This is a genomic window from Streptantibioticus silvisoli, assembly GCF_027947535.2.
In the GTDB taxonomy this organism is placed as follows: Bacteria; Actinomycetota; Actinomycetes; order Streptomycetales; family Streptomycetaceae; genus Streptantibioticus_C; species Streptantibioticus_C silvisoli.
This window is the reverse complement of record NZ_JAAGKO020000002.1, coordinates 35,224-55,508: the sequence shown is the minus strand read 5'-3', so window position 1 is coordinate 55,508 and position 20,285 is coordinate 35,224. Positions and strand designations below refer to the sequence as shown.

Annotated in this window: 19 protein-coding genes; 10 read left to right on the top strand and 9 right to left on the bottom strand. The window is 73.5% G+C overall.

What is annotated here, in order from left to right:
* Positions 1-69 precede the first annotated feature (69 nt).
* The 5 genes from POF43_RS01795 to POF43_RS34750 form a co-directional block, all read right to left on the bottom strand.
* Complete coding sequence (locus POF43_RS01795) at positions 70-1,350, bottom strand: NAD(P)/FAD-dependent oxidoreductase (RefSeq protein WP_282704364.1); 1,281 nt, start codon at positions 1,348-1,350, stop codon at positions 70-72.
* A gap of 333 nt (positions 1,351-1,683) precedes the next feature.
* Positions 1,684-3,003 carry a deoxyguanosinetriphosphate triphosphohydrolase gene (locus POF43_RS01790; protein ID WP_271325956.1) on the bottom strand — a complete coding sequence of 440 codons (1,320 nt, stop codon included), beginning with the start codon at positions 3,001-3,003 and terminating at the stop codon, positions 1,684-1,686.
* A gap of 137 nt (positions 3,004-3,140) precedes the next feature.
* The gene (locus POF43_RS01785) at positions 3,141-3,422 is read right to left on the bottom strand and encodes a hypothetical protein (RefSeq protein WP_282704363.1); all 282 of its coding nucleotides are present in this window, start codon (positions 3,420-3,422) and stop codon (positions 3,141-3,143) included.
* Between the two features lie 132 nt (positions 3,423-3,554).
* Positions 3,555-4,001, bottom strand: a complete 447-nt coding sequence (locus tag POF43_RS01780) for a gamma-glutamylcyclotransferase family protein (protein WP_271314533.1) — start codon at positions 3,999-4,001, stop codon at positions 3,555-3,557.
* Between the two features lie 45 nt (positions 4,002-4,046).
* Positions 4,047-4,178 carry a hypothetical protein gene (locus tag POF43_RS34750; RefSeq protein WP_271323523.1) on the bottom strand — a complete coding sequence of 44 codons (132 nt, stop codon included), beginning with the start codon at positions 4,176-4,178 and terminating at the stop codon, positions 4,047-4,049.
* Between POF43_RS34750 and POF43_RS01770 the strand changes: the two genes are divergently transcribed.
* Positions 4,177-4,758: a SanA/YdcF family protein gene (locus POF43_RS01770; protein ID WP_308217715.1), complete on the top strand. Its 582-nt coding sequence runs from the start codon at positions 4,177-4,179 to the stop codon at positions 4,756-4,758. The genes POF43_RS34750 and POF43_RS01770 overlap by 2 nt on opposite strands.
* A gap of 200 nt (positions 4,759-4,958) precedes the next feature.
* On the opposite strand, the gene POF43_RS01765 is transcribed toward POF43_RS01770, so the two are convergent.
* Positions 4,959-5,120: a hypothetical protein gene (locus tag POF43_RS01765; protein ID WP_271314535.1), complete on the bottom strand. Its 162-nt coding sequence runs from the start codon at positions 5,118-5,120 to the stop codon at positions 4,959-4,961.
* 219 nt (positions 5,121-5,339) lie between these two features.
* On the opposite strand from POF43_RS01765, the gene POF43_RS01760 reads away from it, so the two are divergent.
* The 6 genes from POF43_RS01760 to POF43_RS01735 all read left to right on the top strand — a co-directional run bounded on the left by POF43_RS01760 (position 5,340) and on the right by POF43_RS01735 (position 11,246).
* The gene (locus POF43_RS01760; protein ID WP_271314536.1) at positions 5,340-5,732 is read left to right on the top strand and encodes a rodlin; all 393 of its coding nucleotides are present in this window, start codon (positions 5,340-5,342) and stop codon (positions 5,730-5,732) included.
* Between the two features lie 448 nt (positions 5,733-6,180).
* Positions 6,181-6,939 (top strand): MgtC/SapB family protein, encoded by a 759-nt coding sequence (locus POF43_RS01755; RefSeq protein ID WP_271314537.1) that lies wholly within the window; start codon positions 6,181-6,183, stop codon positions 6,937-6,939.
* Between the two features lie 214 nt (positions 6,940-7,153).
* Positions 7,154-8,464 carry an ABC transporter substrate-binding protein gene (locus POF43_RS01750; RefSeq protein ID WP_372515760.1) on the top strand — a complete coding sequence of 437 codons (1,311 nt, stop codon included), beginning with the start codon at positions 7,154-7,156 and terminating at the stop codon, positions 8,462-8,464.
* 3 nt (positions 8,465-8,467) lie between these two features.
* Positions 8,468-9,382, top strand: a complete 915-nt coding sequence (locus POF43_RS01745; RefSeq protein ID WP_271323519.1) for a carbohydrate ABC transporter permease — start codon at positions 8,468-8,470, stop codon at positions 9,380-9,382.
* Positions 9,382-10,218, top strand: coding sequence for a carbohydrate ABC transporter permease (locus POF43_RS01740; protein WP_271314540.1), 837 nt, complete (start codon positions 9,382-9,384; stop codon positions 10,216-10,218). Before POF43_RS01745 ends, POF43_RS01740 begins: the two co-directional genes overlap by 1 nt.
* Positions 10,219-10,319: 101 nt before the next feature.
* Complete coding sequence (locus POF43_RS01735; RefSeq protein ID WP_271314541.1) at positions 10,320-11,246, top strand: oxidoreductase; 927 nt, start codon at positions 10,320-10,322, stop codon at positions 11,244-11,246.
* A 115-nt stretch (positions 11,247-11,361) separates the two neighbouring features.
* Here POF43_RS01735 and ppdK read toward each other — a convergent pair whose 3' ends face one another.
* The 3 genes from ppdK to POF43_RS01720 form a co-directional block, all read right to left on the bottom strand.
* Positions 11,362-14,061, bottom strand: a complete 2,700-nt coding sequence (gene ppdK / locus POF43_RS01730; protein WP_271314542.1) for a pyruvate, phosphate dikinase — start codon at positions 14,059-14,061, stop codon at positions 11,362-11,364.
* 429 nt (positions 14,062-14,490) lie between these two features.
* Positions 14,491-15,621 carry a tRNA dihydrouridine synthase DusB gene (dusB, locus tag POF43_RS01725; RefSeq protein WP_271323520.1) on the bottom strand — a complete coding sequence of 377 codons (1,131 nt, stop codon included), beginning with the start codon at positions 15,619-15,621 and terminating at the stop codon, positions 14,491-14,493.
* A 140-nt stretch (positions 15,622-15,761) separates the two neighbouring features.
* The gene (locus POF43_RS01720) at positions 15,762-16,652 is read right to left on the bottom strand and encodes a helix-turn-helix transcriptional regulator (protein WP_271323521.1); all 891 of its coding nucleotides are present in this window, start codon (positions 16,650-16,652) and stop codon (positions 15,762-15,764) included.
* Positions 16,653-16,741: 89 nt separating this feature from the next.
* On the opposite strand from POF43_RS01720, the gene POF43_RS01715 reads away from it, so the two are divergent.
* The 3 genes from POF43_RS01715 to POF43_RS01705 all read left to right on the top strand — a co-directional run bounded on the left by POF43_RS01715 (position 16,742) and on the right by POF43_RS01705 (position 20,285).
* Entirely contained in the window at positions 16,742-18,274 is a 1,533-nt protein-coding gene (locus tag POF43_RS01715; RefSeq protein WP_282704362.1) for an MFS transporter, read from the top strand.
* 385 nt (positions 18,275-18,659) lie between these two features.
* Positions 18,660-19,664: an aldo/keto reductase gene (locus POF43_RS01710; RefSeq protein ID WP_271325429.1), complete on the top strand. Its 1,005-nt coding sequence runs from the start codon at positions 18,660-18,662 to the stop codon at positions 19,662-19,664.
* Positions 19,665-19,688: 24 nt separating this feature from the next.
* Positions 19,689-20,285, top strand: coding sequence for a TetR/AcrR family transcriptional regulator (locus tag POF43_RS01705; RefSeq protein WP_271325430.1), 597 nt, complete (start codon positions 19,689-19,691; stop codon positions 20,283-20,285).

Genomic DNA, 20,285 nt, shown 5'->3' with positions numbered 1-20,285 from the left:
GGGAATCCTACGGGCACCGGCCGGCCCGGTCGCGCGCGGCCGGGTTCGGGGGAGCCCGGCCGCGGCGGGTCAGCCGAGGAAGGACTCCAGCGGCACGCCGGGGTCGGCGAGGCGGCCGGGATCGACCGGGCGGCCGGCGCGGATGACGGCCTGGAGGGTGTCGGTGACGTCCCAGACGTTGACGTTCATCGCGGCCCGCAGCCGGGGCCCGCGCCCGTCCTGGCCGCCGCCGAGCCAGAACGCGACGAACTCCCGCTTGCCGATGTCGCCGCGCACCACGACCTGGTCGTAGCTGCCGGGCGCCGCGTGGCCGCAGAACTCCATGCCGAGGTCGTACTGATCGGTGAAGAAGTACGGCACCTTGTCGTACGAGACGTCCCGGCCGAGCATGGCGCGGGCGGCGGCCGCGCCCCCGTCCAGGGCGTTGGACCAGTGCTCGACGCGCAGCCGGATGCCGAGCAGCGGGTGCCGGGCGGCGGCGCAGTCGCCGGCGGCGAAGATGTCGGGGTCGCTGGTGCGCAGGCCGGCGTCGACCGCGATGCCGCCGCCCTCGGCCGCCGGGACGAGGGCGAGGCCGGCCGACTCGGCGAGCGCGACGCGCGGGGCGGCGCCGATGGCGGCGAGCACGTCGTGGCAGGGGTGTTCGTCGCCGTCGTCGGTGCGGGCGGCCAGCACCAGGCCGTCCTGCCCCTCGATGGCGGTCAGCCGGGTGCCGAAGGCGAAGCGGACGCCGTGCTCGCGGTGCAGGTCGGCGAAGACCGCGCCGAGTTCGGGGCCCAGGGCGGCGTGCAGCGGGGTGGGCGCGGGCTCGACGACGGTGACCTCGGCGCCGTAGGAGCGGGCGGCGGCGGCCACCTCCAGGCCGATCCAGCCGGCGCCGGCGACCACCAGGTGGCCGTTCTCGCGGCCCAGCGAGGCCAGCACGGCGCGCAGCCGTTCGGCGTGCGCGAGGCGGCGCAGGTGGTGGACGCCGACCAGGTCGGTGCCGGGGATGTCGAGGCGGCGCGGTTCGGCGCCGGTGGCCAGCAGCAGCTTGTCGTACGACAGGGGCGTGCCGTCGCCGAGGGTGACGGTCTTCGCGGCGCGGTCCAAGGTGGTGACCGGCTGGCCGAGGTGGAGTTCGACGTCGTGCTCGGCGTACCAGGCGGTCTCGTGCACGAAGACGGAGTCGCGGTCGTCCTGGCCCAGCAGGTACCCCTTGGACAGCGGTGGCCGTTCGTAGGGATGGTCGCGTTCGTCGCCGATGAGGATCACCCGGCCGGTGAACCCCTCCGCGCGCAGCGTCTCGGCCGCCTTCGCCCCGGCCAGTCCCGCTCCCACGATGAGATACGTCAGATCTGCGTCGACCACTGTGCGCCTCCTCGCGCGGATTCCCCCGGCGAATCCTTCTCACCGGAGCGTCCCTCACCGCACGGCTCGCGGGAAGAGCGCCGCACCGCAGGAGGCCGGATCGGTTCGGCAGGAACGGTCCTGCTTCGCGGGGTCTTCACCGATCGGCCACGAAATGGTGGAAAGGACCGCGCCGCCGCGGGGCGCCGGGGGCGGGGGCGTTCCTCGGGGGTGACGGGACATCAGGGGCGGGAGTGGATGCCAGAGGCGGGGGTCGCTCCCCGGGGGTGCCGGGGCGTCAGGGGCGGGTGCGGATGCCAGGGGCGGTAGCCGTCCCCCAGGGGTGGCAGGGCGTCAGGGGCGGGTGCGGGCGGTGAGGCGGGCGTGCAGGGTGATGGCGGCGGCGTCGGTGAGGGAGGCGATCTGGTCGACCACGACCCGGGCGCGGGCGCGGTCATCGGCGGCGGTGTGCCAGGCGCCGCGGAACTCCGGCGTCAGTCCCTCCGGGGCCCGCTCGGCGATCGACTCGGCGAGTTCGGCGATGACGACGCGCTGGTCGGCGCGGCGGCGGGCCTGGTCGGCGCGCTGCATGACGTAGCGGTCGGCGACCGCCTTGAGCATCGCGCACTCCAGGACGACGTCGCGCGGCACGACCAGCCGGGCGGCGTAGCGGGTCAGCCGGCCGGGGCCGTAGGCGTCGCGGGTGGCGCGTTCGGCGGCCAGGCAGAAGCGGCCGATGAGCTGGGAGGTGGCGTCCTTCAGCCGGGCCTGGGCGATCGCGGAGCCGTCGTAGCCGTGCGGCCACCACTCCTGGTCGAGCAGCCGGTCGAGGGCCGCGGTCAGCTCGGCCGGGTCGGCGCCGGGCGCGTACCGGGCGGCGGCCACCGCGCTGATCTCCCGGCGTTCCGGCTCGGCGTGCAGCATGTTGGGGTCGAGGTGGCCGGCGTGCAGGCCGTCCTCGACGTCGTGCACCGAGTAGGCGACGTCGTCGGACCAGTCCATGACCTCCGCCTCGAAGCAGCGCGTCCCGGCCGGGGCTCCGTCGCGCAGCCAGCGGAAGACGGGTTCGTCGTCCTCGTAGACGCCGAACTTCGGCGATCCGGGGTCGCCGGGGCGTTCGCCGCGCGGCCAGGGGTACTTGGTGGCGGCGTCCAGCGCGGCCCGGGTGAGGTTGAGGCCGACGCCGACCGTGGTGCCGGACGCGTCGGTGGTGAACCGCTTGGGCTCGATCCGGGTGAGCAGCCGCAGCGACTGGGCGTTGCCCTCGAAGCCGCCGATGTCGCGGGCCACGTCGGCCAGCGCCTGTTCGCCGTTGTGCCCGAACGGCGGGTGGCCCAGGTCGTGCGCGAGGCAGGCGGTCTCCACCAGGTCCGGGTCGCAGCCGAGCGCGGCGCCCAACTCCCGTCCCACCTGGGCGCATTCGAGGGAGTGGGTCAGCCGGGTGCGCGGTGAGGTGTTGATCTCCGGCGAGCCCGCACCGGGGTCGACGACCTGGGTCTTGCCGGCCAGCCGGCGCAGCGCGGCGGAGTGCAGCACCCGGGCGCGGTCGCGCTGGAACGCGGTGCGCCCGGCGCGCTTGTCCGGCTCCGGGACCCAGCGCTCGGTGGCCGCCTCTTCGTACGGCGCGTCGGAGGCGGTGGCGTGCGCGGCCGTCACCGGCGGGTTCCCGTTCATACGACGACCGTAACCGGCCTGGCCGAGGTCATGCGCGTCCGGCGGGGCGGGGGGCCGGTCCGGTGGTACGGGCCCGGCGTGGCGTCAGCGGTACGCGGGCGGGGGCACGTCAGCGGCGCGGGGGCTCCGGGGTCGCGTCAGCCGTACGGGGGCGGCGTGGCGTCAGCCGTACCGGCCCGGGGGGCGCGTCGGCGTAACGGGGGGCCGGCGTCGGCTCCGGTGGGCTGCGGGAAGGGGCGCAGGTGGGCGAGCTGGACGGTCAGCTGCGCGGTGAAGCGGGTCATGAGGGTCTCCGCGCTGCCGAAGACGTCCTCGGCGGGCGGGGCCGGGCGGGGCAGCGCCTCCGGTCCGCCGGACCAGCAGGAGACGGGGACGGACAGCGGGTCCGGTGCGCGGAAGTGGCTGATGTCGTCGGTCATGTACGTAGTGTGCGGCGACCGGATTGCCCGTTCGTTGCACAAACGTACCCGGCGCGTGCCGGCGTCCACCCGTCAGCCGCAACCGGCCCACCGGCATCCACCCGTGCGGGGGACCCGGTGTGCCGGGGAAGGTCAGCGGTCCGGGTGCCACTCGCCGTCGGCGATCCTGCGGCCGTGAGCGGCGAGCCGGCGGCGGGCGGCGGGGCCGGCCAGGTAGACCCAGGCGCCGACCGCCGTACCGTCCGGGCCGAGGACGTCGCGCCGCACGCGTACGTAGAGGCTGCCGGGGTCGCCGGGCACGTACTCCTCCAGCCGGTCGAGGGCGGCGAGCACGCGGTCGTAGGCGGCGGGCAGCGGCTGCACGAGGTCGCCGCGGACACGGTCGGCCGCGGTGCCGTCGACCGCCCAGGGGTAGCCCGGTCCGGCGTGGAGCGCGGCGCCGGGCAGGACGGCGGGGGCGGTCCAGGCGGTCCGGCCGCGCAGCAGGCGGTCGTGGTTGGCGTTGCCGGGGCGCAGCGTGCCGTATACGAAGACCGGCGGGCGGTCGGGCGGGACGGGCGGCGCGGGTGGGGTGCTCACCCGGCCATGATGCGGAACCGCCGGGCGGACCGGGGCGTCCGGGGTTCACAGGGGGCCGGCCCGGCCCGGGGAGGGGACGCCGGACATGAGGAGACCGAGGTGGCCCGCGACGACGCGCGGGCGGCGGCGGGTGGTGCGGTGGGCGGCCGCGGTGTGCGTGGCGGCGCTGCTGCCCATGACCTGGCTGTACGTCAGCGCCTCGCAGCGGGTGCGGGACCTGGCGGACGTGCCGGCCGAGCCGGTGGCCGTGGTGTTCGGCGCCGGGCTGGACCACGGCGTGCCGTCCCCGTACCTGGCGCACCGGCTGGGGGCGGCGGCCGCGCTGTACCGCGAGCACAAGGTCGAGGTGATTCTGGTGACCGGCGACAACAGCCGGACCGACTACGACGAGCCGGACGCGATGAGCGGATGGCTGGTCGGCCACGGGGTGCCGCGCTCGCGCGTGGTGCCGGACTACGCCGGGTTCGACACCTGGGACTCGTGCGCGCGGGCCCGGCGGATCTTCGGCGTGACGCACGCGGTGCTGGTCTCGCAGGGCTTCCACATCCGCCGGGCGCTCGCGCTGTGCGCGGCGGCGGGCATCACGGCGTACGGCGTCGGTGTCGACGAACGGCACGACGCGACCTGGTACTACGGCGGCGTGCGGGAGGTCCTCGCCTCCGGCAAGGCGGCGCTGGACTCCGCCGCCGACCCGGCCCCGGACCTGCTCGGCCCGCGCGAGCACACCGTGACGGCGGCCCTGCGGGCGGCCCGGTGAGTGCACCGGTGCGGGGTTCGGTGAGGAAGCCGGCGCAGAGGTTCGCTGAGGGGCCCGGTGCAGGGGTGGACCCGGTGCGGGCCTCGGCGCGGCGTAGGCGTCGGCCTGGTGCGGGCGTCGGCGCGGTGCGGCCCTCGGCGCGGGACCTGACGTAGGGCCGACGCGGGACCTGACATGGAGCCGACGTGGGGCCGGTGTGATCAGCGCATGATCAGGGCGACGAATACCAGGATCGCCAGCAGGACCGGGCAGCCGAAGACCACCATCAGGCCGAGCCACGGGCGGTACTCCCCCTCGGCGGCGGCGGTCGCCGCCAGCGGCTGAATGGTGACCAGAAGTTCCTCGGAACCGTCCGCGGACATGCCGCTCCCCCCGTCCGTCCCCCACAGCCCCCCGGCTGTGGGGGAATGCTACCGGCGGGGCGCGAGAACGGACAGTGATAACGCGTCAGGCCGCCGGCCGGGACCGGCGGCCGGCGGAATTGGTCCGGGAGAGTGAACGAAGAGAACCAATCCTGTTCCGTGACAGTTGTTCAGTCTGCTCCGGCTAGTGGGGCGCTCCAGGATCGGAAGGAAATTCTCGTGATCAAGAAGGTTCTCGCTACCGCGGCGGTCGTCATTTCCGCGGTCGGCGTCACCGCCGCTCCCGCGATGGCCATCGGCAACAACCACGGCCCCAGCTCCACCAACGGAGACGGCGCCGAGCAGGCCTACGGCAACACCACCACCGGCGGGTACATGAGCCCGCAGATCGGTCTGGTCCAGGGCTCGCTGAACAAGCCCTGCATCGGCCTGCCGGCCAAGGCGAACCTCACGTCGCTGGTCGGCCTGGTGCCGATCGGTGTCCAGGACATCCTGACCCAGCCGCAGATCCAGCAGTGCACCGAGAACTCCAGCCAGGTCAAGGGCGACGACCCGCTGTCGCACATCCTCAGCAACATCCCGGTGCTGTCCGGCAACGGCGCCAACAGCTGAATTCCCGCACGGGAATCCAGCGACGGCGCAGCCCGTCCTCCAGGCGAATTCCGTACGGTATGAAGAAACGCCTTCCTCTCACGGAGACGTTCCTCGTCCGGCGACCGGAATAAACCGGCCCGGCGGATTGATCGCCGAATAGCCCGAAGGCCCGTTCACCCCCTTCACCGGGTGAACGGGCCTTCGGCATGCGGTGCGGAAGATCACGGCCGCACCGTCGGCCGCCTGCTGTCCTGCGGCGACGGCGGCACCCGTTGTCCCCCGGCCGCACCGCGGGATGAGCCGCACCGCGAGGCGGGCCCGCACCGCTGGACGGGCCGCACCGCGACACGGGCCGCGTCGCGGCGGTGGGGGACGAGGGACGTAAAGCGGTCATCTAGGCTCGCGGTCGGGCCTTCGGACGGAGAGCGTGCCGGGGGTGGCGACATGGGGTGGAGGCGTATTCGAAGTGCGGGAGATCGCGCTGCCGTTGTGGGACCCGGCCGCGGGGCAGGGGTTCCGGCAGCTGGCGGAGCTGGGGCTCGCGCTGGTGCTGTCGACGGTGATCGGGGTGGAGCGGGCCGTCCAGCAGAAGAGCGCGGGGCTGCGGACGCACACGCTGGTCGGCGTGGGCAGCGCGCTGTTCATGGAGGTGTCGCAGCACGGGTTCAACAGCGTGCTGGCCCTCCAGCACATCTCGTTCGACCCCTCGCGGGTGGCGGCGCAGATCGTGTCGGGCATCGGGTTCATCGGCGGCGGCATCATCTTCGTGCGGCGCGACGCGGTGCGCGGGCTGACGACGGCGGCGACGGTGTGGCTGACGTGTGCGATCGGCATGGCGTGCGGTGGCGGGCTGCCGCTGCTGGCGCTGGCGGCGACCGCGACGCACTTCCTGGTGGTGCGGGGCTACCCGCTGCTGACCCGGCTGGTGCCGGCGATCTCCACCGCCGCGCAGGCCCAGATCCAGGTGGCGTACGACATCGGGGGCGGCGTGCTGCCCCGGGTGCTGGAGCGGTGCACCCGGGCGGGGTTCCGGGTGCTGGACGTGCGGGTGGAACGGGCGCCGTGGCTGGAGCGGGACGAGGAGCCCAGGCCGGCGGACCCGGGCACCTCCGACGTCGAACTGACCATCCAGGGCACCGGGAGCGTGCACCAGCTCGTGGCGGAGCTGGCCGAGCTGGAGGGCATCCGCAGCGTGTGGTCGCCGGCGGTGGACACCACCGACTGACAGTGATGAACGCGCGCACGCCGGGTTGACCGGGGTCGTCACCGTTGCGCGGAACCGCGAACGCCGCGCCGCGCCGGGGCATCTCCCCCTCGCCGGCGGGCAGTTGGCCCACCGGCACGGCAATACCTGGTGGGACAGGCCGCGACGGGCGGCGGCGGCAGGGCGAAGCTTCACGTATCCGTGATGCTTTTTACACACGCCACCGCGATACTTCATGACCATGTCCGAGTCCACGCGGTCCGACCGCGCTTCGCTGCCCCTGCCCCACCTCGGCCGCCGCGGTCTGCTCGCCGCCGGCGGTGGTCTCGCCGCGGCCGGGCTGCTGACCGCCTGCGGTTCCAACACCGGCCGGGGAAGCGGTGGCGCGGGCAGCGGTCCGGCGCTGTCGCAGTGGTACCACCAGTACGGCGAGGCCGGCACCGAGCAGGCCGTCAAGCGGTACGCCGCCGCCTACAAGCCCGCCGACGTCACCGTGCAGTGGCGGCCCGGCAACTACGACCAGCAGACCGCCGCCGCGCTGCTGACCTCCAACGGCCCGGACGTCTTCGAGGTCAACGGGCCCACCCTGGACCAGATCCAGGGCGGCCAGGTCGTCGACCTGACCGCCGAGATCGAGGCCGTGCGGTCCGACTTCAACCAGGCCGTGCTGGCGCCGAAGATCTTCGACGGCAAGGTCTGGGCCGTCCCGCAGGTCATCGACATGCAGATGCTCTTCTACCGCAAGAGCCTGCTGAAGAAGGCCGGCGTCAACCCGCCGCAGACCCTGGACGAACTCGTCGACGCGGCCGGCCGGCTGACCACCAAGGACGTCAAGGGCCTGTTCCTGGGCAACGACGGCGGCGCCGGGGTGATGGGCGGCACCCCGCTGTTCGCGGCCGGCCTGGAACTCGTCACCGCGCAGGGCACGGTGGGCTTCGACGACCCGGCGGCGGCCACCGCGCTGGGCAAGCTGCACACCCTGTACAAGAACAAGTCGCTGCTGCTGGGCGCGCCCGCCGACTGGTCCGACCCGTCGGCGTTCACCCAGGGCCTGACCGCCATGCAGTGGTGCGGCCTGTGGGCGGTGCCGCAGGTGCAGAAGGCGCTCGGCGACGACTTCGGGGTGCTGCCCTTCCCCCGGGACGGCGCGAGCGGCCGGCCGGCGGTGCCGGTGGGCGCGTACGGCTCGGCGGTCAGCGCGCGCAGCAAGCACGTCGCGGCCGGCAAGGCGTTCGTGAAGTGGCTGTGGGTGGACCGCACCGACTTCCAGGAGGACTTCTCCACCTCCTACGGGTTCCACATCCCGGCGCGGATCTCGCTGGCCAAGCGGGCGGCGAAGCTGCGCACCGGCGCTGCGGCCGAAGCGGTGCGGCTGACCACCGAGTACGGGCACGCCAACCCGCTGCTGTGGACGAGCGCGTCGACGTCGGCGCTGATGGACGCCACCAACCGGATCATCAAGGACGGCGCCTCGCCGGCCGCCCAGGTCAAGGCGGCGGCCGCGACGGCGGCGGCGGAGCTCAAGCGCGTCCAGAAGCAGAGCTGACGGGTGCTCGCACGGCTGCTCGGACCGCAGAAGCGCAACCTGTGGTTCTGGATCTTCACCGGCCCGTTCGTCCTCGGGCTGATCGTCTTCACCTACGTACCGCTGCTGTGGAGCATCACCCTCAGCTTCTTCGACGCCCGCAACACGGTCACCCCCACGCACTTCGTGGGGCTGTCGAACTACGCGACGGTGCTGGGGGATTCGGCGTTCACCTCCAGCCTGCTGACGTTCGCCGTCTTCTCGCTGTTCATCGTGCCGGCCACCTACGCGCTGTCGCTGGGGCTGGCGCTGATGGTGCACCGGCTGCGGTTCGCCCGGGCGTTCTTCCGCTCGGTGTTCTTCCTGCCGACCGCGTGCAGCTACGTGGTGGCGTCGCTGATCTGGAAGATGTCGATCTTCAACGGGGTGCGGTTCGGGCTGGCCAACACCGTGCTGCGCTGGTTCGGCGCCGACCCGGTGGCGTGGCTGTCGACCACGCATCCGCCGTGGTACTGGCTGGTCATCGTCACCGTACGGCTGTGGCTCCAGGCCGGTTTCTACATGGTGCTGCTGCTCGCCGGGCTCCAGCGCATCCCGCGGGCGCTGTACGAGGCGGCCGCGGTCGACGGGGCCCGGCCGGGCTGGCAGACCTTCCGGTACATCACGTTCCCGCAGCTGCGGGCGACGTCGGTGGCGGTGGTGCTGCTGCTGGTGATCAACGCCTTCCAGGCGTTCGACGAGTTCTACAACCTGCTGTCGACGGCCAACGGCTATCCGCCGTACGCCCGGCCGCCGCTGGTGTACCTGTACTACGTGGCGCTGGGCCAGGGGCAGCAGCTGGGGGTGGGGAGCGCGGGCGCGGTGGTGCTGGCGCTGATCATCGCCATCGTGACCGTGGCGCAGGCCCGCTGGTTCGGCCTCGGCCGGAAGGAGGCGTGATGGAACCGGGTCTGGCCAGGTTCGGCCGCGCACTGCGTGCCGTGGTGCTGGTGGCGCTGGCGGTGCTCTTCCTCGTCCCGTTCTACCTGCTGGTGCGCGACGGCCTGTCGACCGAGGCCGACATCACCGCGCCGGGCTGGTCGTTCTTCCCGCACAGCCTGCACTGGGGCAACGTGCGGGAGCTGTTCGACGACCCGTCGGTGCCGATGCTGCACTCGCTGTGGAACTCGGCGCGGATCGCGGTGCTCACCACCGTCGGCACGCTGTTCCTGGCGTCGCTGGCCGGGTACGGGCTGGCCCGCATCCCGTACAAGTACGCCAATCATGTCTTCTACGCGATCCTCGGGTCGCTGATGATCCCCTCGGCGGTCACCTTCGTGCCCAGCTTCGTGCTGGTCTCCTCGCTGGGCTGGGTCTCCACGCTGCGCGGCCTGGTGATCCCCACGCTGTTCAGCGCGTTCGCCGCGTTCTTGTTCCGGCAGTACTTCCTGGGCTTCCCGCCCGAGCTGGAGGACGCGGCGCGGGTGGACGGGCTGGGGTACTGGCGTACCTACTGGCGGATCGTGGTGCCCAACTCCCGGGCGGTGTTCGCCGCGGTCGGCGCGATCGTCTTCATCGGCTCGTGGAACTCCTTCCTGTGGCCGCTGGTCATCGGTCAGGACGAGTCGGCGTGGACGGTGCAGGTGGCCCTGTCGACCTTCACCGACGCGCAGGCGGTCAACCTGCACGAACTGTTCGTCGCCGCCGCGGTGTCGATCCTGCCCCTGGTGATCGTCTTCGTGGTGCTGCAACGGCACCTGGTCGCCGGGGTGGAGCGTTCCGGCATCGACGACTGAGCGGACGGCGCCTATGCTGTGCCGTTCCGTCCGCCGGGCGGGCGGTCCGGGACGGCGCGGCGCGCGACGCCGCGTCCACGACGTGAGGGACGGCAGGCCTGATGGGCTGGAACGAGACCGATATCCCGGACCAGAGCGGCCGCACGGCCGTGGTCACCGGCGCCAACAGCGGTATCGGCTACTGCGCGGCGCGCGGCCTGGCCCGGCGCGGTGCCCGCGTGCTGCTGGCCTGCCGCAGTGAGCGGCGCGGCCAGGCGGCGGCGGAGCGGCTGCGCGCCGAGGTGCCCGGCGCCCGGACGGCGTACCGGCACCTGGACCTGTCGGACCTGACGTCGGTGCGGGACTTCGCCGGCGACTTCGAGGGCGACCGGCTCGACCTGCTGGTCAACAACGCCGGTGTCATGGGCGTGCCGTACGGCAGGACCGCCGACGGTTTCGAGACGCAGTTCGGCGTCAACCACCTCGGGCACTTCGCGCTGACCGGGCTGCTGCTGCCGAAGCTGCTGGCGACCGCGGGCGCCCGGGTGGTGACCGTCTCCAGCGCGCTGCACGCGCTGGCCGACATCGACCCCGGCGACCTCAACAGCGAGCACGGCTACCGGCGGTGGATCGCCTACGGCCGGTCGAAGACGGCGAACCTGCTGTTCACCCACGAGCTGTCGCGGCGGCTGGCCGCGGCCGGCTCCACGGTGGTCGCGGCCGCCGCGCACCCCGGCTACGCCGACACCAACCTGATCGCGGCCGGCGCCGCCCCGGAGAACCGCGCGCTGCTGGTGCGGCTGGGCCGGATCAGCAACCGCCTGGTCGCCCAGCCGGCCGCCGCCGGCGCCCTGCCGACGCTGTACGCCGCCACCGCTGCCGGGGTGCGCCCCGACGACTTCGTCGGACCCCGCCTGCAGGGCTGGCGCGGCGCCCCGGCGCGCTCCTGGCGGGCCCCCTGGACCCGGGACGACGCCGCCGCCGAACGGCTGTGGACCGCGTCGCAGACCATGACCGGCGTCGGCTTCGAGGGCCTGGCGGCGGGCTGAGCGGTGACACGGCCGCGGGGGGCACGCCGGTGGCTTCCGGCGGGCCCCGCGCGGGGTGGGGGCGGCGGCTCCCGCACGAAGCGCCGCTCCCGGTGAGGGTGTTACCGGTGGTGGATCAGGTGCCCGCCGCCGCGGCCCGGCCGGCTTCGAGGCGGGCGACGGGGATGCGGAACGGCGAGCAGGAGACGTAGTCCAGGCCGACCGCGTGGAAGAAGTGCACGGACTCCGGGTCGCCGCCGTGCTCGCCGCAGACGCCGAGCTTGAGGTCGGGGCGGGTGGCGCGGCCCTCGCGGCAGGCGCGTTCCACCAGGGCGCCGACCCCGTCGCGGTCGATGGTCTCGAACGGGCTGACGCCGAAGATGCCCTTCTCCAGGTAGGCGGTGAAGAAGCTGGCCTCCACGTCGTCGCGGGAGAAGCCCCACACCGTCTGGGTCAGGTCGTTGGTGCCGAACGAGAAGAACTCGGCGGCCTCGGCGATCTGACCGGCGGTCAGCGCGGCGCGCGGCAGTTCGATCATGGTGCCGAGTGCCAGGTGCAGGTCGACGTCGTGGCGCTTCTGCACCTGGGCGATGACCTGTTCGGCCTCGTCGCGGACGAGTTCCAGCTCCTGCACGGTGCCCACCAGCGGGATCATGATTTCCGCGCGCGGGTCCCCGCCGGCCGCCCGGCGCGCTGCGGCGGCCTCGGCGATGGCCCGCACCTGCATGGTGAACAGTCCCGGGATCACCAGCCCGAGCCGCACGCCGCGCAGCCCCAGCATCGGGTTCTGCTCGTGCAGCCGGTGCACGGCCTGGAGCAGCCGCAGATCGTTCTCGTTGGAGTCCTCGCGCGACTCGGCGAGCGCCACCCGCACCGACAGCTCGGTGATGTCCGGCAGGAACTCGTGCAGCGGCGGGTCGAGCAGCCGCACGGTGACCGGCAGGCCGTCCATCGCCTCGAACAGGTCGACGAAGTCGTCGCGCTGCTGCGGCAGCAGGGCCTCCAGCGAGGCGGTCCGCTCCTCGTCGGTGTCGGCGAGGATGAGGCGTTCGACCAGTTCGCGGCGCTCGCCGAGGAACATGTGCTCGGTGCGGCACAGCCCGATGCCCTGGGCGCCGAACCGGCGGGCCCGCGCGGCGTCCTCGGCGTTGTCGGCGTTGGCCCGCACCCGCAGCCGGCGCATCCGGTCGGCGTAGGCCATCATCCGGTGCACCGCCTTGACCAGTTCGCCGGCGTCGTCGGCGCCGGCGTGCGTGCGGCCCTCGAAGTACTCCACGACCGGTGACGGCACGACCGGTACCTCACCGAGGTAGACCTTGCCGGTGGAGCCGTCGATGGAGACGGTGTCGCCCTCCTCGACGACCACGCCGCCCGGCGCGGTCATCCGGCGCCGCTTGGTGTCGACCTCCAGCTCCTCGGCGCCGCACACGCAGGTCTTGCCCATGCCGCGGGCCACCACGGCGGCGTGCGAGGTCTTGCCGCCGCGGCTGGTGAGGATGCCTTCGGCGGCGATCATGCCGTTGAGGTCGTCGGGGTTGGTCTCACGGCGGATGAGGATGACCTTCTCGCCCGAGCGCGACCACTTCACCGCGGTGTAGGAGTCGAAGACCGCCTTGCCGACCGCGGCGCCCGGCGAGGCGGCGATGCCGCGGCCGAGGCGGTCGGCGGTGACCTTGTCGGCGAACCGCGGGAACATCAGCTGCGCCAGCTGCGCGCCGTTGACCCGCTGGAGCGCCTCGGCCTCGTCGATCAGGCCCTGGTCGACGAGCTGGGTGGCGATGCGGAACGCGGCGGCCGCGGTGCGCTTGCCGACCCGGGTCTGCAGCATCCACAAGGTGCCGCGCTCGATGGTGAACTCGATGTCGCACAGGTCCCGGTAGTGGGTCTCCAGGGTTTCCATGATGCTCATCAGCTCGTCGTATGACTTCTGGTCGAGGCCGGCCAGGTCGGCGAGCGGCACGGTGTTGCGGATGCCGGCCACCACGTCCTCGCCCTGCGCGTTCTGCAGGTAGTCGCCGTAGACGCCCTGCTGGCCGCTGGCCGGGTCGCGGGTGAACGCCACGCCGGTGCCGGAGTCCGGGCCGAGGTTGCCGAAGACCATCGAGCAGATGTTGACGGCGGTGCCCAGGTCGCCGGGGATGCGTTCCTGGCGGCGGTAGAGCTTGGCGCGCTCGGTGTTCCACGAGTCGAAGACCGCGCGGACCGCCAGGTCCAGCTGCTCGCGCGGGTCCTGCGGGAAGTCGCGCCCGGCGTCGAGGCGCACGATGTCGTGGTAGACGGCGACCAGGTCGCGCAGGTGCCCGGCGTCGAGGTCGACGTCGTTGACCGCGCCGGCCTCGGCCTTGGCCTGCTCCAGCGCGTCGTCGAACCGTTCGGCGGCCACGCCCAGCACGGTCGCGCCGAACATCTGGATCAGCCGGCGGTAGGAGTCCCAGGCGAAGCGCTCGTCGCCGGCCTGCGCGGCCAGTCCCTCGACGCAGGCGTCGGACAGGCCGACGTTCAGGACGGTGTCCATCATCCCGGGCATGGAGAACTTCGCGCCGGAGCGGACCGAGACCAGCAGCGGGTCGCCGGGCTGGCCGAGCCGCTTGCCCATCCGCTCCTGGAGGGCGTCCAGGTGCGCGCCGACCTGCTCGCGCAGCGCCGCCGGTTCCGCGCCGGACCGCAGATAGACCTTGCAGGCGTCCGTCGTGATGGTGAAGCCGGGCGGGACGGGCAGACCGAGGTTGGTCATCTCCGCGAGGTTGGCGCCCTTGCCCCCCAGGAGGTCCTTGAGGTCCTTGTTGCCCTCAGTGAAGTCGTAGACGAATTTCTGCGGTGTTTCCTGATCCGACACGGGGCGAACTCCTCGCGACCGGGAAGTGACTTGCTGGCCGGGAGCGTACCCAGCCGCGAGGGGTCGCAGAACCTCCCACCGCACGTCAGGTGGCCGCAACCACTCGTCTGCCCGGGGGCCGGCAGCGTCTCGCGCCGTCGGCGGACGCGTCGCGGGCCGGGCGGGCGGCGGCGGTCCACCTTCAAGTCTTCAACACATGAGCGGATACCAGGACAACCGAGCGGCCATTTCGGCTACCCAACGTGACGCATTCTTGAGACCGTGAACCCAGCGGGCCGACACCGAGTGCCACGCATTGGAGAGATGACGGCACGCAGTGCAGGCGCAGCGCGGCGGACACCACCGCTCGGATGAGCGCGGCGTCATTCAAACGTGGCATGAATCACCCGGCCGCCGGACCGGTCCGTCTCACCTGGCGGACGGCGGGCATCAGCCGCCCGAGGTGTCGGACTCGGCCTCGGCGGTGACGGCGGCGGTGACGTCCCACGGGTCGGCCAGCCAGTTGTCGGGCAGCACGACGCGCTTGGCGCCGGCGGTGCGGCCGCGCGGGCCCTCGGCGCCGGCCGGCCACGGCTGGTCGAGGTCGAGGCCGGCGAGCAGCTCGTCCAGCGCGGCCAGCGAGGAGGCCATCGCCAGGTCGCGGCGGGCCTGCGAGCCGATGGCGAAGCCCTTGGTGTACCAGGCGACGTGCTTGCGGAAGTCGATGACGCCGCGCGCCTCGTCCTCCAGCCACTCCCCCAGCAGTTCGGCGTGCCGGCGCATGACCACCGCGACCTGGCGCAGCGTCGGGCGGGTGCGCTCGGGCGAGCCGGCGAAGACGTTGACCAGGTCGCCGAAGAGCCAGGGGCGGCCCAGGCAGCCGCGGCCGACCACCACCCCGTCGCAGCCGGTCTCGCGCATCATGCGGACCGCGTCGTCGGCGCTCCAGATGTCGCCGTTGCCCAGCACCGGGATCTCCGGCACCGCCTCCTTCAGCCGGGCGATCGCCTCCCAGTCCGCGGTGCCGCCGTAGTGCTGGGAGGCGGTGCGGCCGTGCAGGGCGACCGCGGTGACGCCCTCCTCGACGGCGATGCGGCCGGCGTCGAGGTAGGTGAGGTGGTCGTCGTCGATGCCCTTGCGCATCTTGATGGTCACCGGCAGGCCGTCGGCGTTGCCGACCGCCTCGCGCAGGATGGAGCGCAGCAGGTGGCGCTTGTACGGCAGGGCCGAGCCGCCGCCCTTGCGGGTGACCTTGGGCACCGGGCAGCCGAAGTTGAGGTCGATGTGGTCGGCGAGGTCCTCGTCGGCGATCATCCGCACCGCCTTGCCGACGGTGCCGGGGTCGACGCCGTACAGCTGGATGGAGCGCGGCTGCTCGCCGGGGCCGAACCGGATGAGCTGCATCGTCTTGTCGTTGCGCTCCACCAGCGCCCGTGTGGTGATCATCTCGCAGACGAACAGCCCCCGGCCGCCGGCGAACTCCCGGCACAGGGTGCGGAACGGCGCGTTGGTGATCCCGGCCATCGGCGCGAGCACGACGGGCGGCGTCACGGTGTGCGGGCCGATCTGCAGGTGCGGCATGGCGGTGGTGTTCCCTCGGGACGACGGTCGGCGCTGGCGACCCCATTGTCCCCCAGGGGACGGCGGCGGTTCGGACAGCGGGGTTCGGACGGCGGCGGTTCGGACGGCGGCGGTCAGCCGCGGCGGTCCGGACGGCGGGGTCACACGGCGACGGTCAGCCGCGGCGGTTCGGCCCGCACGGCGGCCAGCAGGATCTCCAGGCGGGTGCGGGCCTCGTCGTCGAGCGGGGTGTAGACCACCATGCGGCTGCCGTTGCCCGGGCCCAGCCACATGCTGCTGTGCTGGAGGTTGAGCAGGCCGACGCGGGCGTTGAGGAACCGCTTGGGCGTGCTGGAGGGCCGGACCACCTCGTGCCGCGCCCACAGCTGCTCGAACTCCTGCGACGTCTGGCGCAACCGCTTGACCAGCGTCTTCCACGCCGGTTCCGCGACGTGCTCGGCCATCGCGGCGCGCAACTGGGCGGTGCAGCGGCGGGTGAACTCGTCGCGGTCCACCACCGCCTCGCGCCAGTCGGGGTGGGTGAAGACCAGCCACAGCAGGTTGCGGTCGGCGTCCGGGACCTGGTCGAGGTCGCTGACCAGATGGGCGTACGTGCGGTTGTACGCGAGAATGTCGTACCGGCTGTTCATCACACAGGCGGGCAGCGGTTCCAGCTGCCGCATCATCGCCAGCAGCGACGGCGTGACGTACGGGCAGTCCTTGCTGGGCGAGGGGTCCGGGACCCCGGCGAGCACGAACAGGTGGGCGCGCTCGTTCCGGTCGAGCAGCAGCGCCCGCGCGACCGCGTCGAGGACCTGGGCGGACACCTGGATGTCGCGGGCCTGCTCCAGCCACGTGTACCAGGTGACCCCGACCGCCGAGAGCTGGGCGACCTCCTCGCGGCGCAGCCCCGGGGTGCGCCGGCGGCGTCCGGGGGGCAGGCCGACCTGGTCCGGGGTGATCCGCTCCCGCCGGCTGCGCAGGAAATCGGCGAGTTCACGGCGCCGGATCAGTTCGCCGGCGGCCGGGGCGGGTGATGGCGTGGCGGTCATGCTGCCAGGATGCCCGATGGCGCAGCCGGTTGCCAGGTTCGCCGGATACCTGGATAAGCAGACTCTGGTACCCCTCTGGGAATGCCCGGATGCTCTGGGGTGTGAATGCATCGACCACGACGACCCCGCCCCTGCCCTCCCCCGCCTCCGTCGTACCGCGCGTGCGGCACCTCGGCCGGCCGCGCCGGCCGGACCCCGGCTCCCGCCCGCCCCTGGACCCGTCCGGCACGCCGTCCGCCCCCGGGGCGCTGAGCCCGCTGGGGCTGCTGACGCTGCTGCTGGGCGCGGCGCTGCCGATGATCGACTTCTTCATCGTCAACGTCGCGCTGCCCACCATCGACAAGGACCTCGACGCCGGGCCGGCGATGCTGGAGATGGTGGCGGCCGGTTACGGCGTCGCCTACGCCGTGCTGCTGGTCCTGGGCGGACGGCTCGGCGACACCGTCGGGCGGCGCAGGCTGTTCCTGATCGGCACCGCGCTGTTCGCGCTGACCTCGCTGGCGTGCGGCCTGGCGCCGGACGCCTGGACGCTGGTGGTCGCCCGCGTGGTGCAGGGCGCCGCCTCCGCGCTGATGCTCCCGCAGGTGCTGGCGACGATCCAGTCGACCACCACCGGGCAGCGGCGCGGCCGGGCGCTCGGGCTGTACGGCGCCACCGGCGGCATAGCGGCGGTGCTGGGACAGGTGGCCGGCGGCTGGCTGGTGGCGGCGGACATCGCCGGCAGCGGCTGGCGGTCGATCTTCCTGGTCAACGTGCCGGTGGCGGCGGCCGCGATCGTGCTGAGCCTGCGGACGGTGCCGGAGACCCGGTCGCCGCGCCCGGCCCGGGTGGACGTGCGGGGCACGGCGCTGCTGGCGGCGACGCTCCTGACGCTGCTGGTCCCGCTGATGGAGGGCCACGCGGTCGGCTGGCCGTGGTGGACCTGGCTGCTGCTGGCGCTCTCCCCGGTGTTCGGCGCGGCGTTCTGGCGGGTGGAGCGGTCGGCGGAGCGTTCCGGCGGCGACCCGCTGCTGCCGCCGTCGCTGCTGGCCAACGACGGGATGCGCGGCGGGCTGCTGGTGGCGCTGCCGTACTTCACCGGCTTCGGCGGCTTCATGTTCGTGATGGCGGTGGCGCTCCAGCAGGGCATGGGCCTGGGTCCGGTGATCGCCGGGACCGCGCTGGCGCCGATGGCGGCGGCCTACTTCGCCGCGTCGCTGCTGGCGCCGCGCCTGGTGAACCGGTTCGGGCGGCACGTGGTGACCGGCGGCCTGGTGACGCAGGGGCTGGGCCTGGTGGCGGTGATCGGCACGGCGTTCGCGGCCTGGCCGCGGCTGGGGGCGCTGGACCTGGTGCCGGCGATGCTCGTGCTGGGCTTCGGCCAGGGGCTGGTGATGGGCCCGCTGTTCCGCGTGGTGCTGTCGGAGGTCCCGGCCGACCGCGCCGGGGTGGGCGGCGGCGTCCTGACCACCACCCAGCAGTCCTCGCTGGCGCTGGGGGTCGCGACGCTCGGCACGCTGTTCCTGTCGCTGTCGGCCGCGCACGGCACGCTGGACGCCCTCGCGGTGACGCTGCTGGTCCAGCTGGCGGTGGTGGTCACCGCGATCGCGCTGAGCGTGCGCCTGCCGCGCCAGGTGGCATGAGGGGGCGCGTCCGGCGGCGTGCGCCTGCCGCGCCAAGGCGGCGCGAGGGGTGCCGCGTCGGGCGGCGCGAGGGCGGCGTGAGGGGCGCCGCGTCGGGCGGCGCGAGGGCGGCGCGATGGGCGCCGCCGGACGGGGTACCCGACGGACCGCGTATCGCGGGGCGAGGGGACGGGAGGGAGACGGGGACGACGGAGTCCCGGGGGACGGGACCGGCGGTCGAGGGGTTCGGCGGGCGGGGGCCTCGGGCGAGGAGGTCGGCGGGCGGGGGCGTCGGGCGAGGGTCCGGCGGGTCCGGGGTACGCGAGCCGGTGATGGATGACAGATATTGAAATCTGTCATCACACATGTCACTCTTGAGTCGGGAATCCAACGAAGGAGCGAAACCATGCGCACGCGCCACCTCGGAAGCACCGGACCGCAGACCTCGGCGATCGGACTGGGCTGCATGGGGATGTCGGCCCTGTACGGCACGGCGGACCGCAAGGAGTCGATCGCCACCATCCACGCGGCCCTGGACGCCGGCGTCACGCTGCTGGACACCGGCGACTTCTACGGCATGGGCCACAACGAGATGCTCATCGGCGAGGCACTGGCGGCGGCCGGACAGGACCGCGACAGCGTCCAGCTGAGCGTCAAGTTCGGCGCGCTGCGCGACGCGGCCGGCGGCTGGTCCGGCTACGACGGCCGCCCGCAGGCGGTCCGCAACTTCCTGGCCTACTCGCTCAACCGCCTCGGCACCGACCACCTCGACGTCTACCGCATCGCCCGCGTCGACCCCGCCGTGCCGATCGAGGAGACCGTCGGCGCGATCGCGGAGGCCGTCGAGGCGGGCTGGGTGCGGCACATCGGGCTGTCGGAGGTGTCGGCCGACACCCTGCGGCGGGCGGCGTCGGTCGCGCCGATCAGCGACCTGCAGATCGAGTACTCGCTGTTCTCCCGCGGCATCGAGGACGACATCCTGCCCACCGCCCGCGAACTCGGCGTCGGCGTCACCGCGTACGGCGTGCTGGCCCGCGGCCTGCTCAGCGGCCACTGGACCCGCGACCGCGACCTGACCCCGGGCGACTTCCGCGGGATGAGCCCGCGTTTCACGGGCGACAACCTGGAGCGCAACCTCGGCCTGGTCGACGCGCTGCGCGAGGTCGCCGACGCCAAAGGCGCCTCGGTCGCGCAGACCGCCATCGCCTGGGTGCTGTCGCGGGGCGAGGACATCGTGCCGCTCATCGGCGCGCGCAGCCGCACCCGGCTCGACGAGGCGCTCGGCGCCCTGGACGTCACGCTGGAGCCGCAGGACCTGGCCGCCATCGAGCGGGCCGTTCCGCCGGGCGCCGCGGCGGGCGAGCGCTACCCTGCGGCCCAGATGCACCACTTGGACAGCGAGAAGAAGTAGCCCCCGCAGAAAGGCCGGACCCCCATGCCGCCGGACGTCCTGACCCCCGAGCGCATCCTGGAAGCCACCGAGGACGTGCTGCGCCGCTTCGGCCCCGCGAAGGCCACCGTGGTGGACGTGGCCCGCGCGCTGGGGGTCAGCCACGGCAGCGTCTACCGGCACTTCCCCAGCAAGGTGGCGTTGCGCGAGGCGGTCACCGGCCGCTGGCTGGAGCGCGCGCACGGCGAACTGGCCGGCATCGCGTCCGCCGCCGGGCCGGCGCCGGAGCGGCTGGCGGCGTGGCTGGGGGCGCTGTTCGCCGCCAAACGCCGCAAGGCACTGGGCGATCCGGAGCTGTTCGCCACCTACCGGTCGCTGTTCGGCGAGCACAGCGCGGTCGTACGGTCCCATCTGGCGGATCTGTGCGGCCAGTTGAGGGTGATCATCGAGGACGGCGCCGCCCGCGGGGAGTTCGCCGCCGACGGCCCCGCCGCCGACCCGGCCACCGCCGCCCAGGCCGTCTTCGACGCCACCGTCCGCTTCCACGACCCGGTCCACGCCGCCCACTGGTCGGCCGCCGGCATCGAGGAGGCGCACGACGCGGTGGTGGCGCTGGTCCTGCGGGGGCTGTCGGCTCGGTAG

What these genes read in the sequence shown, in the direction of transcription:
- POF43_RS01790 (WP_271325956.1), bottom strand. Translation starts at nt 3,003, where the DNA reads ATGAACGGGAACCCGCCGGTGACGGCCGCGCACGCCACCGCCTCCGAC.
- POF43_RS01785 (WP_282704363.1), bottom strand. Translation starts at nt 3,422, where the DNA reads ATGACCGACGACATCAGCCACTTCCGCGCACCGGACCCGCTGTCCGTC.
- POF43_RS01770 (WP_308217715.1), top strand. Translation starts at nt 4,177, where the DNA reads ATGACCTGGCTGTACGTCAGCGCCTCGCAGCGGGTGCGGGACCTGGCG.
- POF43_RS34750 (WP_271323523.1), bottom strand. Translation starts at nt 4,178, where the DNA reads ATGGGCAGCAGCGCCGCCACGCACACCGCGGCCGCCCACCGCACCACC.
- POF43_RS01765 (WP_271314535.1), bottom strand. Translation starts at nt 5,120, where the DNA reads ATGTCCGCGGACGGTTCCGAGGAACTTCTGGTCACCATTCAGCCGCTG.
- POF43_RS01750 (WP_372515760.1), top strand. Translation starts at nt 7,154, where the DNA reads ATGACCATGTCCGAGTCCACGCGGTCCGACCGCGCTTCGCTGCCCCTG.
- POF43_RS01740 (WP_271314540.1), top strand. Translation starts at nt 9,382, where the DNA reads ATGGAACCGGGTCTGGCCAGGTTCGGCCGCGCACTGCGTGCCGTGGTG.
- POF43_RS01735 (WP_271314541.1), top strand. Translation starts at nt 10,320, where the DNA reads ATGGGCTGGAACGAGACCGATATCCCGGACCAGAGCGGCCGCACGGCC.
- dusB (WP_271323520.1), bottom strand. Translation starts at nt 15,621, where the DNA reads ATGCCGCACCTGCAGATCGGCCCGCACACCGTGACGCCGCCCGTCGTG.
- POF43_RS01720 (WP_271323521.1), bottom strand. Translation starts at nt 16,652, where the DNA reads ATGACCGCCACGCCATCACCCGCCCCGGCCGCCGGCGAACTGATCCGG.
- POF43_RS01715 (WP_282704362.1), top strand. Translation starts at nt 16,742, where the DNA reads ATGCTCTGGGGTGTGAATGCATCGACCACGACGACCCCGCCCCTGCCC.
- POF43_RS01710 (WP_271325429.1), top strand. Translation starts at nt 18,660, where the DNA reads ATGCGCACGCGCCACCTCGGAAGCACCGGACCGCAGACCTCGGCGATC.
- POF43_RS01705 (WP_271325430.1), top strand. Translation starts at nt 19,689, where the DNA reads ATGCCGCCGGACGTCCTGACCCCCGAGCGCATCCTGGAAGCCACCGAG.